The following is a 15001-nucleotide window of genomic DNA, read 5'->3' on the forward strand; positions in this document are numbered from 1 at the left end:
TGGTCGACTTCCGGAAAAAAGGCTTACAGAACACATTAATTCTGGCTTTTAATTGCCTTAAATCTTTTATTATTACTAAATTTGTGTCATTCTATAGATGATTTTATTTTAAATGGATAAGTTAACTTATTTGAGTAACGCAGACACCAGCTATATCGAAAACCTATACCAAACGTATAAGGAAGATCCTAGCTCGGTAGATTTTGGATGGCAGAAATTTTTTGAAGGTTTTGAATTCGGGCAAACTGCCGACGGATCTTCAGGCGAAAACTTTGATCAGGTCTCGGATCATGCGATCAAAGAGATCAATGTTTTGAACATGATTCACGGATACCGTGATCGTGGGCATTTATTTACCGACACAAATCCAGTGCGCGAGCGCCGTAAGTACTACCCAGGCAAAGAGCTGGAAACATTTGGTCTTTCCGACGCTGACATGGATACGGTTTTCAATGCAGGAGTTGAAATTGGATTAGGCCCGGTCAAACTGAAAGAGATCCGCCAGCTAATTGAAGATACCTATTGCCGTTCTATCGGAGTAGAATTTCGCTATATCCGCAACCCTGAAAAAGTAAAATGGCTGCAGGAGCGTATGGAAGCAGAACGCAATAAGCCTAACTATTCCGACGATCAGAAAAAACGAATCTTACAAAAAATCAATAAGGCGGTTTCCTTCGAAACTTTTCTAGGCACTAAATTCTTAGGCCAGAAGCGATTTTCACTGGAAGGTGCAGAAAGTTTAATCCCTGCCCTTGACTCTGTGATTGAAAAAGGAGCCGACATTGGCATACAGGAATTCATGATTGGCATGGCACATCGCGGACGTTTGAACGTGTTGGCCAACATCATGGGTAAATCCTATAAATCCATCTTTTCTGAATTTGCCGGAAAGATGTACAAAGACGAAGATCCAGAGATGGCCTTCGGTGGTGACGTAAAATACCATCTTGGGTTTTCATCAGATATTAAAACCGATACCGGCAAGGATGTGCATTTAAGCCTTGCGCCCAATCCTTCGCACTTGGAAACGGTGGATCCAATCGTTGAAGGTATTGTACGTTCCAAAATTGACATGAAATATGATGGCGACTCTTCCAAGATTGCGCCGATCCTTATTCATGGTGATGCGGCGATAGCTGGACAGGGCGTGGTATATGAAGTGACGCAAATGTCCAAACTGGACGGCTACAAGACTGGTGGAACGATTCATATTGTGATCAACAATCAGGTTGGTTTTACCACCAACTATAAAGATGCCCGTTCGGGTACCTACTGTACAGACGTTGCGAAAATCTCCTCTTCTCCTGTTTTCCATGTGAATGGTGATGATGCGGAAGCGGTTGTTTACGCGATTACGCTTGCCGTAGAGTATCGTCAGAAATACAAAACAGACGTATACATCGACTTGTTGTGTTACCGTCGTTATGGTCATAATGAGGCGGATGAGCCTAAGTTCACCCAACCTTTATTGTACAAAGCGATTGAGCAACATGCGAATCCGAAAGAGATCTACGCTAAAAAATTGGTAGATGCGGGCGTGATTGACGATAACTACGCGAAAGAGGTTGAGAAAGAATTTAAAGCGTATCTACAATCTCAGCTCAACGACTCTAAGAAAATTGAGAATATTGAAGATGAAGCACCTATGTTTGGTGGCGCCTGGAAAGGCCTCCGCCCAGCACGTAAGGTAGATTTGGATGATGATGTAACTACGCGCATTCCGGCAGATGACTTCAAAGCACTGGCGGAGCAAATTACGTCACTTCCCAAAGAGAAAAAATTCTTCCGCAAAATCTCTAAGCTTTTTGAAGATCGAAGTAAGATGATCGAAAAAGACTCTTACGATTGGGCTATGGGTGAGTTAATGGCATACGCCAGCTTACTCGCAGATGGTAAACGCGTGCGTATCTCCGGTCAGGATGTACAACGAGGTACCTTCTCCCATCGCCATGCCGTACTAACTTTAGAGGATTCGGAAGAAAAATACGTACCATTGGCGCAGGTAGATGGTGGAGATCGTTTCAACATCTACAACTCTCTGCTTTCTGAATATGCTGTACTAGGTTTTGAATATGGTTATGCTTTGGCCAATCCAAATGCGTTGACCGTATGGGAAGCTCAATTTGGAGACTTCTATAATGGTGCTCAAATCATCATCGATCAATACTTAGCGAGTGCCGAGAGTAAATGGAGACGATCAAACGGTATGGTGCTCCTATTGCCACATGGCATGGAAGGCCAGGGACCAGAACACTCTTCTGCACGTATTGAACGCTTCCTGGAGTTGTGTGCACATGGCAATATGATTTTGGCGAATTGTACTTCTCCAGCCAACTACTTCCACTTGCTACGTCGTCAGTTGGTACGCGAATTCCGGAAACCATTGGTGGTGTTTACACCAAAGAGTTTGCTGCGCCATCCAAAAGTGACCTCAAAATTAGCGGAATTTACGGACAAGGATTTTCAACCCGTGTTGGATGATGCCTTTGTAAAGGCAGCCAGCGTAAAGCGTGTATTATTCTGTTCAGGTAAGGTATATTTTGACCTGTTGGAAAAACAACAGGCAGATAAACGTACAGATGTAGCCATCGTTCGTATTGAGCAATTGTATCCAGCACCTGTGGCTCAGTTGGAAGAAATTCGCAAACGCTACAAAAAAGCAACAGAATTTATCTGGGTGCAGGAAGAGAATGAAAACATGGGGGCATGGCCGTATTACTGCCGCAAGTTCCGCAAATCGGACATTGAATTTACAGATGTCATTTCCAGAACGGAAAATGCGAGCCCAGCTACTGGCTACATGAAAAAGCACACCGTGCAACAAGAAGAAATCGTTAATAAATCATTTGCATAAACAAAAAACGCAAATCGGCAGTGCACACGTGCGCTTCACCGATTAAAAAAACAATACTATGAGCTTAGAGATAAAAGTTCCTACCGTAGGCGAATCCATCACCGAAGTTGTTTTGGCCCAGTGGCTAAAACAAGATGGAGATTACGTGGAGATGGATGAAAACATTGCTGAGTTGGAGTCCGACAAAGCGACCTTCGAATTGCCTGCTGAGCAAGCCGGAATTTTGAAGATTATTGCACAGGAAGGCGATACATTGGAGATTGGTGCAGTCGTTTGTTCGATTGAAGATGGTGACGCGCCTGCCGACGGTGATGATAGCGACAAGAAAGAAGACAAAAAAGAAGAAAAGAAAGAGACGTCTGAAGACGCGGATGCTAAAGAAACGAAAGAATCAGCAGATGCTAGTGGAGACGAAAGTGAAGACTCTTATGCTGCTGGTACGGCCTCACCTGCTGCTGCAAAGATTTTACGCGAAAAAGGAATTGAGGTTACTGCAGTAAAAGGAACCGGTAAAGATGGTCGTATCACCAAAGAAGATGCAGAAAAAGCGCAGGCTAAATCAAAATCTAACGATAAGCCAGCAGCCTCGTCATCTTCAGCACCGACGAAGTCTTCGTCTTCTGAAACTTCACCAAATACATCAGGAGCACGTGAAGAGCGGCGTGAGCGCATGAGCTCTCTACGGAAGACCGTAGCACGCCGATTGGTATCTGTAAAAAATGAAACGGCTATGTTGACAACCTTTAATGAGGTCAACATGCAGCCTATCATGGATTTGCGTGGAAAATACAAAGATGCTTTCAAAGAAAAACATGGTGTAGGTTTAGGCTTTATGTCTTTCTTTACGAAGGCGGTGACTACTGCATTAAAAGAATGGCCTGCCGTGAACGCACGCCTAGAAGAAAATGAAATTGTGTACTCAGACTTCGTAGATGTTTCTATCGCGGTGTCGGGTCCTAAAGGTTTGGTCGTGCCAATTATCCGCAATGCGGAATCTAAAAGCTTGTATCAAATTGAAAAATCCGTTATTGACTTAGCAGTTAAAGCACGTGATAACAAGTTGACGATTGAGGAGATGACTGGAGGAACCTTTACCATCACCAATGGTGGTGTATTTGGTTCTATGATGTCTACTCCTATTATTAATGCTCCACAATCGGCAATCTTGGGTATGCACAATATTGTGCAGCGTCCAGTAGCGGAAAATGGTCAAGTAGTTATTCGTCCGATGATGTATATCGCCTTGTCTTATGATCACCGTATTATTGACGGACGGGAGTCGGTAAGCTTCTTGGTGCGTGTGAAACAACTATTGGAAGATCCAGCTCGTCTACTTTTAGAAGTCTAGTTTGGAATCGAGCTGCTTATCGATAGCAGCGCATACTATTATAAAGGCTCAAAATCCTATCGGTTTTGAGCCTTTTGCTTGTGCATACGCGTAGCGATATGGAATCGATTATTCTGATATCACTATTGGATAACAAGTAGATTGAAACACTGATATTTACTGCAATACAGAAAGGCTATCCTTAATGATGTTTAATGCATTTTGAAGTTCTTCTTCGGTAATCACCAATGGTGGTGCGAATCTTATTTTATCGCCATGAGTTGGTTTTGCAAGCAATCCATTTTCCAATAGCTTATAGCAAAGTAATTCTGCAGCCTTATCATCGTCATGGTTTATTACAATAGCATTTAACAAACCTTTGCCACGGACCTGAGCGATGTGGGGATGCTGCCAGGATTCGATAGTCTCACGAAACAACTTCCCTAAACGATCAGCATTTTCACTTAGATTTTCGTCTATGAGCACTTGCAACGCTGCCATCGCCGTCGCTGCGGCAAGAGGGCTTCCTCCGAATGTGGAGCCATGCTCTCCAGGCTGAATGCCCAACATAATCTCATCGTCGGCGAGCACCGCAGAAACAGGCATAGTACCCCCACTCAGTGCTTTTCCAAGAATCAATATATCTGGGCGAACATCTTCATGATCACAAGCCAGCATACGACCTGTTCGTGCTAGTCCTGTCTGGATCTCGTCGGCGATAAACAGTACATTTGCCTCCTTACTTATGGCTGCAGCCTCCCTTAAATAACCTTCATCTGGAACGACCACCCCGGCTTCGCCTTGAATGGGTTCTACTAGAAATGCGACAACATCCGGATCTTGAACCACCTGCTTCAATGCAGGTAGATCGTTAAATGGAACGCTTAAATAGCCTTCCATATAGGGACCAAAACCATCTTTAGCGACCGGATCGCTGCTAAATGAAATGACGTTTAAGGTTCTTCCATGGAAGTTTTCTGCCGCAGTAATTATTTTGGCTCGGCCATCGGCCACTCCCTTTACCTTATAGCCCCAACGACGCGCCAGCTTGATGGCTGTTTCCACCGCTTCAACACCTCCATTCATGGGTAATACCTTATCGAAGCCAAATAGAGACGTGATATAAGCCGTATACTCTGCAAATTTCTCGGAGTGAAATGCCCGGGAAGTTAGGGTAAGCGTCCGCGCCTGGTCGACAAATACATCTATAATCTTTGGATGGCAGTGCCCTTGGTTTACGGCAGAATAGCCGGATAAAAAGTCGAAAAACTTTCTTCCGGTTACGTCCCATACGAATACCCCTTCCCCTTTGTTCAATACAACTGGGAGCGGATGGTAATTGTGTGCACCAAACTGTTCTTCTTTCCGAATATGAGAAAGAGTTAGTTCATCTATGGTTACTGGGTAATTTGTCATAACGCTTGTTGTGTTGATTATAGACGAATATAAGCAAAGGAAATCTATAAGCCTGAAACCGTCGGAAAACGCCGCATTTATATATGTAATTTAAACGTAAAATTGTATACATTTGAGCCGTTATTTACGCATCTGTCTCATGGACAATAAATCACACTTGAACCGGCTCAGCGCCGCGGGCTTACTGATCAGTATAGGGATCATTTTCGGAGATATCGGTACTTCTCCACTTTATGTTTTTAAAGCGATTTTCCATCAGGAAATCATCGAAGAAAACCTAATTCTGGGAAGCCTCTCCTGTATATTCTGGACACTCACTTTGCAAACTACCATTAAGTATGTTATTATCACGCTGCGTGCAGACAACAATGGTGAAGGTGGTATTTTATCCCTCTATTCCCTAGTACGGAGAAAAGCCAAATGGTTGATTATTCCGGCTATTATTGGTGCCTCGACTTTATTAGCAGATGGTATGATTACCCCGGCCATCACCATCTCTACTGCAGTAGAAGGACTTTCTATCATGAATCCGAGTATTCCAACGGTGCCTATTGTTGTAGCGATTATTTCATTACTCTTTTTAATACAGCGCTTCGGCACGTCGGTTGTAGGCCGAGTTTTCGGCCCAATCATGATGATTTGGTTTGTGGTAATCGGTACACTAGGCATACTCCACGTAGATGAAGCACCGTATGTATTAAAAGCACTGAACCCCTGGTATGCAGTGCAAACCATTATGCAACACCCCCGCTCGCTATTTATTTTCGGCGCCATATTTCTGTGTACGACCGGAGCAGAAGCCTTGTATTCGGATATGGGACATTGTGGTAAGTCCAATATTCGAATTAGTTGGATCTTCGTCAAAAGTATGCTTTTGCTGAATTACCTTGGACAGGGAGCATGGCTACTCACCCACCAGGGTGACAAACTGGGTGATCTAAATCCTTTCTTCGGCATTATGCCAGAATGGTTTGTAGTACCCGGCATCGTTATCGCAACTATCGCGGCAATTGTGGCCAGTCAAGCCATGATATCAGGCGCTTATACACTTATCTCGGAAGCCGTGCGTCTTAATATATGGCCAAAGGTAGCCATTCGATATCCAAGTGATCACAAAGGACAACTGTATGTGCCGTCTATCAATCTTATCCTTTATTTAGGTTGTATTTTGATCATTGCCGTATTTCGTAAATCCAGCAATATGGAAGCTGCCTATGGTCTAGCCATCAACTTAACCTTCATCACTACGACCGCCTTGATGTGCTATTACATGGTGCGAAAACGGGTGCCTAAAATCTGGATTGCTGTGTTTGCCATTGTGTATTTTGTTATTGAATTAGCTTTCTTGGCGGGAAACCTCGTGAAGTTTATGCATGGTGGATGGTTGACGCTGGTTTTGGCCTCTGCCATATTCTTTGTTATGTATGGTTGGTACATGGCTCGAAAAATCAAGAATGCCTATATACGCTTTGTAGACATCCGCAAATACTATAATATCCTATCGGATTTAAGTTCTGATACCAGCATACAACCTTTTGCTTCACAGTTGGTCTACCTAACAAGTGCCAATAACAAACATGATATTGAAGACAAGATCGTGTATTCCATTATCAATAAGAAGCCAAAGCGCGCAGACGTCTATTGGTTTGTACACGTCGATGTGATGGATACGCCGCATGCAAAAGATTACACAGTAAGTCAATTAATACCGGGCAAACTGGTACGTATTGATTTTAAATTAGGATTTCGCGAGGAACAAAAGATCAGTTTACTATTCAGAAAGGTAGTAGAAGATATGGTATCCAAAGGTGAAATAGATATCACCAGTCGCTATGATACACTCAGGAAGCATCAGATCGCAGGAGATTTTAATTTCGTCGTGTTAGAGAAGGTCTTTTCGAAGTCATCTAGCCTATCTTGGGGCAATAGAATCATCATGGAATTGTATAGAGTACTGAGAACGTTTAGTCTTAGCGAAGAGAAGAGTTTTGGTTTGGATAGTAGCTTTGTAACGCTGGAACGTGTACCACTAAATATTCCTGACACAAAAGAAGTGAAGCTCAACCGTTTAAATTAAAATAAAACAGGCTTATACTAAGCCTGTTTTATTTTGCACCTTATCCCGTTCGTAGGTCGTCATATGACGTTCCTTCTTCGTTGGGTAGATATCATCAATCGTAATTAAAATCCCAGTTTCTTCCACTTCACCGAACTCATCGTTCAGCGCGGTTCCGAAGGTCATCATACTAGGCGATACGTTCATGTACGTATTGATAAGTGGCGGTATATTTTCGCCCAGGGCACGCACCCTTGTGTTCAAAAGCTTGTAGCCATCTTTGTAAGGCAACCCATCAAAAATACCTTCTATTTCTGAAATATCCGTTTTGTAACCTAAAAATAGGGATTCTACAGGCTTGGCCAACTGCTCCTTATCTGGGAAATAGCAGGCCATAAAATACATCAAAAGGTCACGCGCCTCTGCATTATAATGCGGATACATGGTTACTTTCCCAAAAAGGTATTTGATTTCTGGATTCAGGATAACTACGGCACCCAGACCATCCCACAAATTATCCAAAGAATAGATGCCTTTGCGATTCTCGCTGGAGGGTTGATATTTGGGTTGCACCCACGATCTTCCTAGTTCTATAGTATACGGCAAGTAATCGCGAACAAACTTGTCGGAAATATCAAAATAATGAGCTGTAGACAAATGAATTTTGCCTTCCGCATCGATTGCCTCATCACAACGGATTACGCGGTATCCTGCAGTAATTTCTTCATCTTCGGCACTCCAGGCAATCAATTGATCATAGTTGTGCTCGCAGGTATCGTTTTCGTCGATATCCAGCGGCAAGCCCGTACCTCCGCCGGCTCCGCGAAAAGTAAGCTCTCGTAATCGCCCGATTTCCCGCATGATATTGGGTGCCGTATGGTAATTCACTAGATATACCTCATTGTTACCATTGTTGGTATGACGCAGAAATGCCTCTGGTGTCAGTTCAGCTTTTATTAACGCTCTATCTACTGGTGCAATAATGTCTTGCATACTTTACTATTCTTCTCTATCTATTTGGTCTGCGCCATGTCATACACCAAGGTACGCACTTTATCAGCCCATGCACGTTCATTCTTCGAAGCATCAAAGTGGGTATATGGTATCCGCTTCCCTATTATAATCTTTACCTGTTTGTTTTTCTGTGAAAACATCTCGTCAGGTAAATACAGCATTTCAATGTTGGCTTTGATCCCCAACTGCTGTCTTATTCGCGCCAGATTGTAAAAAAAGTTGGAATTTTTTCCATCAATATATACAGGCACGATATCCTTTTTATATTTTTTCGCTTTGGAGATGAAGCTTTTCTTCCAATCCAAATCCTGAATTTTACCACCCACCTTCCGCGACACTAATCCCGCTGGAAATACCAATAAGGCCTGATCGGAAGCATACGCATTCTCAATCGCAGCGATTCCGCTTTTACTCTGGCTCCCCAGCTTGTTCACCGGAATAAATAATGGCTCTAGATTTCGCACATTCAGCAGAATGTCGTTTACCAAGAATTTAACGTCTTTTCTGTAACGGCCAATCGCTTGCATGAAGGCTACCCCGTCTAAACCACCCAGTGGATGATTAGAGGCAAAGATGACACTATCAGACATTGGAATATGCTCCTCTCCCTCGAGGATAACCTCCACCCCAAGTTCCTTTAGCAGCGAATCCACAAAATCCAGCCCATAGTCATTCTTATATTCACGCATGATATAGTTGATATCATCCTCGTGTATCACACGCTGCAAATAACTGATGAGAGGTTTAGGAATCCACCTGGCTAGTGTTGGGTTTTTTTTATGAATAACGCTCCGTATCTCTATAAATTTTTCTTGCTCTACTGACTTCATAAAGTGATAAATACCCTACTCCTTTGTCGTAAAAATACATAATTTATGACATGTCTGGATAACTTTGAGAAAAAAAGTGTAGTCAGAATGCTTCGGAATACGCATGATCCCCTGAATGTTATTAACTTAGCTTAAGTCAATGGGCTATACAACAAAAATGTGACAGATTAAACGTTAATCCTAACAGCAGTCTAACTTAAAATAAGAACGAACTAGGAACATCATGTATATAGGCGAGATCATTTCCAATTTTTATGCAGAAGTCAGCCCACAAGATACAGTGGCTCAAGTACTGCATCGAATCAACGAATTCCACTTCCACCAGCTACCCATAGTGCAGGACGGAGATTTCATCGGTTTGGTACGGGAAGAAAATTTGCTGGCTGAAGAAGACGAAACTATAACAATTGGTGATATTAAGCGCACCTCTCCTTTTGTGTATGTGTACGATCATCAGCATATTTTTGATGGCTTGCAGATGATGGCCATACATGATCATGATATCCTACCGGTGCTAAATAAAGACCATAAGTATATAGGAATTATTTCGCAGAAGGAGATTATTAAAGCGCTCAACCATACCTTAGCCAATAACGAAGCCGGTGCAGTCATCGTACTGGAAATGGATAGCCGCGACTATACTTTATCACAGGTATCTCATATCATTGAGTCGGAGAATACCCGTATCTTGAGTATTTCTTCTCGACAGCTACCCGATTCTGATCGATTGGAGATGACTATTAAGGTCAATAAAAACAATATTGCTGCTATCGTCGCATCACTCTGGCGGTTCGATTATGTGGTGAAAGCCACATTTAATGATGGGAGTGATAAGAATGATATTCAGGATCGTTATAATCTTTTGATGAACTATCTGGAATTATAACGAACAATTATTGCGACATTTGCCCGCTGTAAAGATTAACTCACATGAAAACTACCATAGCCATCTATGGACGCGAATTCAATCCCTCTGTCAACTTCTACGTGGAGGCGCTTTTTCGTTTTCTGGACGCACGGAATATCGACGTGTACATCTACGATCCATTTTTTGCTTTCTTAAAGGAAGAGTTGTATTGCCCAACACATTTTAAGACCTTCATCCGCCTAGAAGATATTCCTCAACGGATTGATTTTATGCTGGGGTTAGGTGGAGATGGCACCATGCTGTCTGCGGTATCCCTGATTCGGGACTCTGGAATTCCAATCGTAGGAATCAATTTTGGCCGACTCGGTTTTTTGGCAAATATTGCCAAGCATGATATAGAGCAAGCTTTGGAAGAAATACTGAATGGAGAATACACCACACAATCCAGGTGCGTGCTGTCTGTATCGAGTCCAGAGGATGAGCTGTTCGGCGACGAAAACTTCGCCTTAAACGATATTACAGTCTTCAAATACGACACCTCGGCTATGATTACTGTACAAGCAAATCTAGACCAGCAGTTATTAAATGATTACTGGGCAGATGGATTGATTATTGCAACGCCTACAGGTTCTACAGCCTATTCTTTAAGTTGCGGAGGGCCAATTATCATGCCTGGTAGTGGCAATTTTGTAATTACACCAGTTTCTCCACACAATCTCAATGTGCGGCCAATCGTCATATCTGCTGAGTCTGAACTCGACCTAAAGATAGACAGTCGTACAGAAAAATATATTTTGAGCTGCGACTCCAGAAGTAAGACCTTACCCAGCACCACGACTTTAAAAATAAAAAAAGCGGATTTTGAAATTAACCTGATCCGACTTAAAAAAGATCAATACTTCAGCATCTTGCGTGAAAAATTATTATGGGGACTGGATGTACGTAATTATTAAGCTCGGTTAACGGATCTAGTACTATTTTAAATTAAACGATGAGACCGTCTTCGCATAATGGTCGGGAGGACTTCATTAAAAAAGCCTATCTTTACGCCCAATATTAGGCCAACAAAAGTCATTTTGACGATTTAAGAATGGATTTCAAAGACAAAATTAATAAGGATACGCTACCTCAACACATCGCTATCATTATGGATGGTAACGGACGCTGGGCGAGAGAGAAAGGAGAAGACCGTGTTTTTGGCCATCAGAATGGTGTTAATTCTGTTAGAGAGACGCTAGAGGGGTGTGTGGAGATTGGGGTACCCTTTGTTACTTTATATGCCTTCTCTACCGAAAATTGGAACAGACCAAAGGAAGAAGTGCAGGCGTTGATGGAAATTCTCGTTCACTCTTTATCTAATGAGGTCGAAACATTCAAAAAAAATCGGGTAAAACTCCATGCTATTGGCAATATTGATGACCTTCCCGCACACTGCCAGCGCACACTGCAGGAAACCATTAACCAGACCGATGATAATGCGGTATGTACCCTTACATTGGCCTTGAGCTATGGCGCGCGCGCGGAAATAATACAAGCAACCAAAAAGATTGCACAACGCGCACAAGCTGGAGAAATCAATATAACAGATATAAACGACAAACTGTTTTCGGAAAGTTTGTACACAACGGGGCTTCCTGACCCCGATCTGATGATTCGTACCAGTGGTGAACAGCGCATCAGTAATTTCATGCTATGGCAGTTAGCCTACACCGAATTGGCATTTCTACCCATCATGTGGCCTGAATTTACACGTGAGCATCTTTACGAATGCATATATAACTACCAGAACCGAGAAAGAAGATTCGGCAAGACTAGTGAACAATTATAAGATTTGCTTACTTTTGCACCTTCAACCCGTTTTAACACTTCTTAAAGCTGGCGATCGGTCTTTTAACATAAATTAACAAGAGATTGGTGTACTTTAGCACCGACAATAATTAGTAGATGAAGCACATATTTGTTAAACTCGCCTTTATAATCTCCGCACTTTCCATTTTTTATTCTGCTGAGGCTCAAACGCCCGGAAATCGCCCTATAAATCTTAGTGATCCTAACGAGCTTTCTTATCTAAATCAGAAAAACTTTGTGATAGGTGGTGTGGATGTGAAGGGAGTAGAGTACCTGGATAAGGACGTTTTGATTACCATTTCCAAGTTAACAGTAGGCCAGTATATCGAGGTTCCTAGCGAGCAAACTGCGAACGTAATCAAAGACTTGATGGCGCAAAATCTTTTCGAAGAGGTACAGTTATATGCAACAAGCATTCAGGGAGAAAACATCTTTTTAGAGATCCGAGTGGTAGAGAGACCTCGCTTGGCAGGCATCAATGTTGAAGGCCTAAAAAAGAGCCAAGCAGAGGAGGTACGCAAACGTCTGAATGCCGGATCAGGTAAGATTGTAAACGAGAACCTACTTCGTACCACACGAAGTACTATTGAGAAGTATTTAAGAGAGAAATCTTATCTATATCCGGATATCACAATCACCACTGCCCCAGACTCCGCACAGACAAACTACGAAGTCGTTACAGCTAAAGTAGACAGAAACAGTAAAATTAAAGTACGTAAAGTAAACTTTACGGGTTCAGAAAATTTTTCTGAACGCCAATTGCGTAAATTCCTTAAAGGCGTAAAGCCTCGCGCTTGGTTCCGCATCTTTGGGCCGGGTCGTTTTAAAGAAGATAAATACCAGGAAGCAAAAGAAAACCTGATTGCTAAAATGCAGGACAGGGGTTATCGTGATGCCGAAATTCTACGAGACAGTATCTGGCGCTACGGTAAAAAGGAAATTGCTATAGACATTGATTTGTATGAAGGGCCTCGTTACTACGTGGGAAATATCACCTGGACAGGTAACTCTAAATACCAAGACTCGATCCTGAACCTAATTATGGGTATCAATAAAGGTGATATTTATAGCGAAGAAAAAATCCATGCCCGCCTAATGGGGCCTACTCGCGCCAGTGACGATATCGCCGCACTTTATCAGAACGATGGTTACTTGACTTTCTCTATAGAACCCATCATCAAACGCATAGATAAAGACACCATAGATTTGGAAATCCAAATGTTTGAAGGTAAGCAATACACCATCAACAATGTGATCTTGAAAGGAAATGATGTAACAAATGACCGTGTGGTACTTCGTTCGATATTCCTTAAACCGGGGATGAAATACTCTCGAGAAGCCTTAGTAAGTAGTATTCGGGAGATCTCACAACTCGGCATGTTCGATGAACAAAAGATCACGCCCAATCCTGCCAAAAATCTGAATATGGAGGAAGGTACCACTGACTTGGAATTTACTGTGGTAGAAAAAGCTTCCGATCAGGTAGAATTATCCGGTGGTTATGGTGCCGGACAAGTTATCGGTACATTGGGGTTGAACTTCAATAACTTCTCCACCAGCAACTTCTTCAAAAAAGATTCATGGAGGCCACTTCCACGTGGAGATGGGCAAAAATTGAGTATTCGTGGACAAACGTCCGGAAGAAGATACCAATCCTATAATCTTTCCTTCTCGGAACCTTGGTTGGGCGGTAAAAAACCTATTTACTTTGGTTTAAATGCCTACGTATCGAACATGCGCGAGATGTTTTTTCAAGGTTCGCAATGGGTAGAAAGAGAAAATGCGCCATTCATCAACATGCACGGGGTAACTGCCACTTTAGGTAAGCGTTTACAATGGCCTGATCGTTATTTTCAGATCAATAGCTCTCTTTCCTTCCAACGCTATGTATTGAACAACTATGCGGGATTGTTCTTATTTGCAGATGGAGATTCTTATAACATTAACTTTACGCAGGAGATTAGTCGTAATACCGTGGATGCACCGATCTACCCTACCTCTGGTTCTAATATTCGCTTGAGCGTACAACTGACTCCACCGTATTCGTTATGGAATAACGTGGACTATGCGACCGCACCGGCCAATGAAGTCTACAAATTTGTAGAATACCACAAATGGAAATTTGATTCCCAATGGTATACCACTATTGCTGGAAAATTGGTCTTGAAATCGCAAGCACAGTTTGGTTACCTAGGTATGTATGGTGGTGATGCGCCTATTTCTCCATTCGAGCGTTTTGTGTTAGGTGGTGATGGTATGCAGGGTTTTGACTTCCTACAAGGTACAGAGATTATAGCGATGCGTGGTTATGCCAATGGTACCGTCATTCCAGAATCTACTGGCGGGGGTAATGCGCAAAATATAGCGGTACGTTCTGGTTCTCCAATTTATGCAAGATACCAGTTAGAGCTCCGCCATCCAATTATGTTGAATGAGCAAGCTACTGTATTTGCGTTAGCCTTTGCTGAAGCGGGTAATACATGGAATACATTTCGCGAATTTAATCCTTTCAAGGTACGTCGTACTGTTGGTATAGGTGCTCGTATATTCTTACCAATCTTTGGTATGTTGGGTATCGATTACGGACACGCATTCGATCCGATCCCAGGCATGCCGGAAAGTCGCTGGAGACAAAACTTTACATTTAGTATTATACAAAATATGGGTGGTTTCTAGCCTAGAGTTCTATATAAAACAGAAATGGTTACCTTCTAATGGGTAACCATTTCTGTTTTACAGACACTCGCATGAGATGCTCTTCTTTAAACATGATCAAACAAAACTGAGC

The 15001-nt window shown here is 42.5% G+C and carries 10 protein-coding genes; 7 read left to right on the plus strand and 3 right to left on the minus strand.

The features are described 5' to 3' along the window. Positions 1–112 precede the first annotated feature (112 nt). On the plus strand, positions 113–2854 hold the full coding sequence (locus tag M8998_RS06885; protein WP_249991677.1) for a 2-oxoglutarate dehydrogenase E1 component: 2742 nt from the start codon (positions 113–115) through the stop codon (positions 2852–2854). A gap of 58 nt (positions 2855–2912) precedes the next feature. Beyond that, positions 2913–4202, plus strand: coding sequence for a 2-oxoglutarate dehydrogenase complex dihydrolipoyllysine-residue succinyltransferase (gene odhB, locus M8998_RS06890; protein ID WP_249991679.1), 1290 nt, complete (start codon positions 2913–2915; stop codon positions 4200–4202). A gap of 156 nt (positions 4203–4358) precedes the next feature. Here the strand turns inward: odhB and rocD are convergent, their stop codons facing one another. Beyond that, positions 4359–5597: an ornithine--oxo-acid transaminase gene (gene rocD, locus M8998_RS06895; RefSeq protein WP_249991681.1), complete on the minus strand. Its 1239-nt coding sequence runs from the start codon at positions 5595–5597 to the stop codon at positions 4359–4361. Between the two features lie 139 nt (positions 5598–5736). Between rocD and M8998_RS06900 the strand changes: the two genes are divergently transcribed. After that, positions 5737–7674, plus strand: a complete 1938-nt coding sequence (locus tag M8998_RS06900) for a KUP/HAK/KT family potassium transporter (protein WP_249991682.1) — start codon at positions 5737–5739, stop codon at positions 7672–7674. 12 nt (positions 7675–7686) lie between these two features. On the opposite strand, the gene glsB is transcribed toward M8998_RS06900, so the two are convergent. Together glsB and glsA are read right to left on the minus strand one after the other, a co-directional pair. Continuing rightward, complete coding sequence (glsB, locus tag M8998_RS06905) at positions 7687–8646, minus strand: glycine N(alpha)-acyltransferase GlsB (protein WP_249991684.1); 960 nt, start codon at positions 8644–8646, stop codon at positions 7687–7689. 20 nt (positions 8647–8666) lie between these two features. After that, positions 8667–9497 (minus strand): lyso-glycine lipid O-acyltransferase GlsA, encoded by an 831-nt coding sequence (gene glsA, locus M8998_RS06910; RefSeq protein WP_249991685.1) that lies wholly within the window; start codon positions 9495–9497, stop codon positions 8667–8669. A gap of 223 nt (positions 9498–9720) precedes the next feature. Between glsA and M8998_RS06915 the strand changes: the two genes are divergently transcribed. The 4 genes from M8998_RS06915 (at position 9721) to bamA (ending at position 14889) form a co-directional block, all read left to right on the plus strand. Continuing rightward, positions 9721–10383, plus strand: coding sequence for a CBS domain-containing protein (locus tag M8998_RS06915; RefSeq protein WP_249991694.1), 663 nt, complete (start codon positions 9721–9723; stop codon positions 10381–10383). A 44-nt stretch (positions 10384–10427) separates the two neighbouring features. Beyond that, positions 10428–11318 carry an NAD kinase gene (locus tag M8998_RS06920; protein ID WP_249991696.1) on the plus strand — a complete coding sequence of 297 codons (891 nt, stop codon included), beginning with the start codon at positions 10428–10430 and terminating at the stop codon, positions 11316–11318. A gap of 137 nt (positions 11319–11455) precedes the next feature. Further along, positions 11456–12193 (plus strand): undecaprenyl pyrophosphate synthase, encoded by a 738-nt coding sequence (gene uppS, locus M8998_RS06925; protein ID WP_249991698.1) that lies wholly within the window; start codon positions 11456–11458, stop codon positions 12191–12193. Positions 12194–12309: 116 nt separating this feature from the next. Beyond that, entirely contained in the window at positions 12310–14889 is a 2580-nt protein-coding gene (gene bamA, locus M8998_RS06930) for an outer membrane protein assembly factor BamA (RefSeq protein ID WP_249991699.1), read from the plus strand. Positions 14890–15001: the final 112 nt, after the last annotated feature.

It is taken from the genome of Sphingobacterium sp. lm-10, from assembly GCF_023554555.1.
Taxonomy (GTDB): domain Bacteria; phylum Bacteroidota; class Bacteroidia; order Sphingobacteriales; family Sphingobacteriaceae; genus Sphingobacterium.

Excerpts from the sequence above, each read along its gene's own strand:
- M8998_RS06885 (WP_249991677.1), top strand. The coding sequence starts at position 113 with ATGGATAAGTTAACTTATTTGAGTAACGCAGACACCAGCTATATCGAA.
- odhB (WP_249991679.1), top strand. The coding sequence starts at position 2,913 with ATGAGCTTAGAGATAAAAGTTCCTACCGTAGGCGAATCCATCACCGAA.
- rocD (WP_249991681.1), bottom strand. The coding sequence starts at position 5,597 with ATGACAAATTACCCAGTAACCATAGATGAACTAACTCTTTCTCATATT.
- M8998_RS06900 (WP_249991682.1), top strand. The coding sequence starts at position 5,737 with ATGGACAATAAATCACACTTGAACCGGCTCAGCGCCGCGGGCTTACTG.
- glsB (WP_249991684.1), bottom strand. The coding sequence starts at position 8,646 with ATGCAAGACATTATTGCACCAGTAGATAGAGCGTTAATAAAAGCTGAA.
- glsA (WP_249991685.1), bottom strand. The coding sequence starts at position 9,497 with ATGAAGTCAGTAGAGCAAGAAAAATTTATAGAGATACGGAGCGTTATT.
- M8998_RS06915 (WP_249991694.1), top strand. The coding sequence starts at position 9,721 with ATGTATATAGGCGAGATCATTTCCAATTTTTATGCAGAAGTCAGCCCA.
- M8998_RS06920 (WP_249991696.1), top strand. The coding sequence starts at position 10,428 with ATGAAAACTACCATAGCCATCTATGGACGCGAATTCAATCCCTCTGTC.
- uppS (WP_249991698.1), top strand. The coding sequence starts at position 11,456 with ATGGATTTCAAAGACAAAATTAATAAGGATACGCTACCTCAACACATC.
- bamA (WP_249991699.1), top strand. The coding sequence starts at position 12,310 with ATGAAGCACATATTTGTTAAACTCGCCTTTATAATCTCCGCACTTTCC.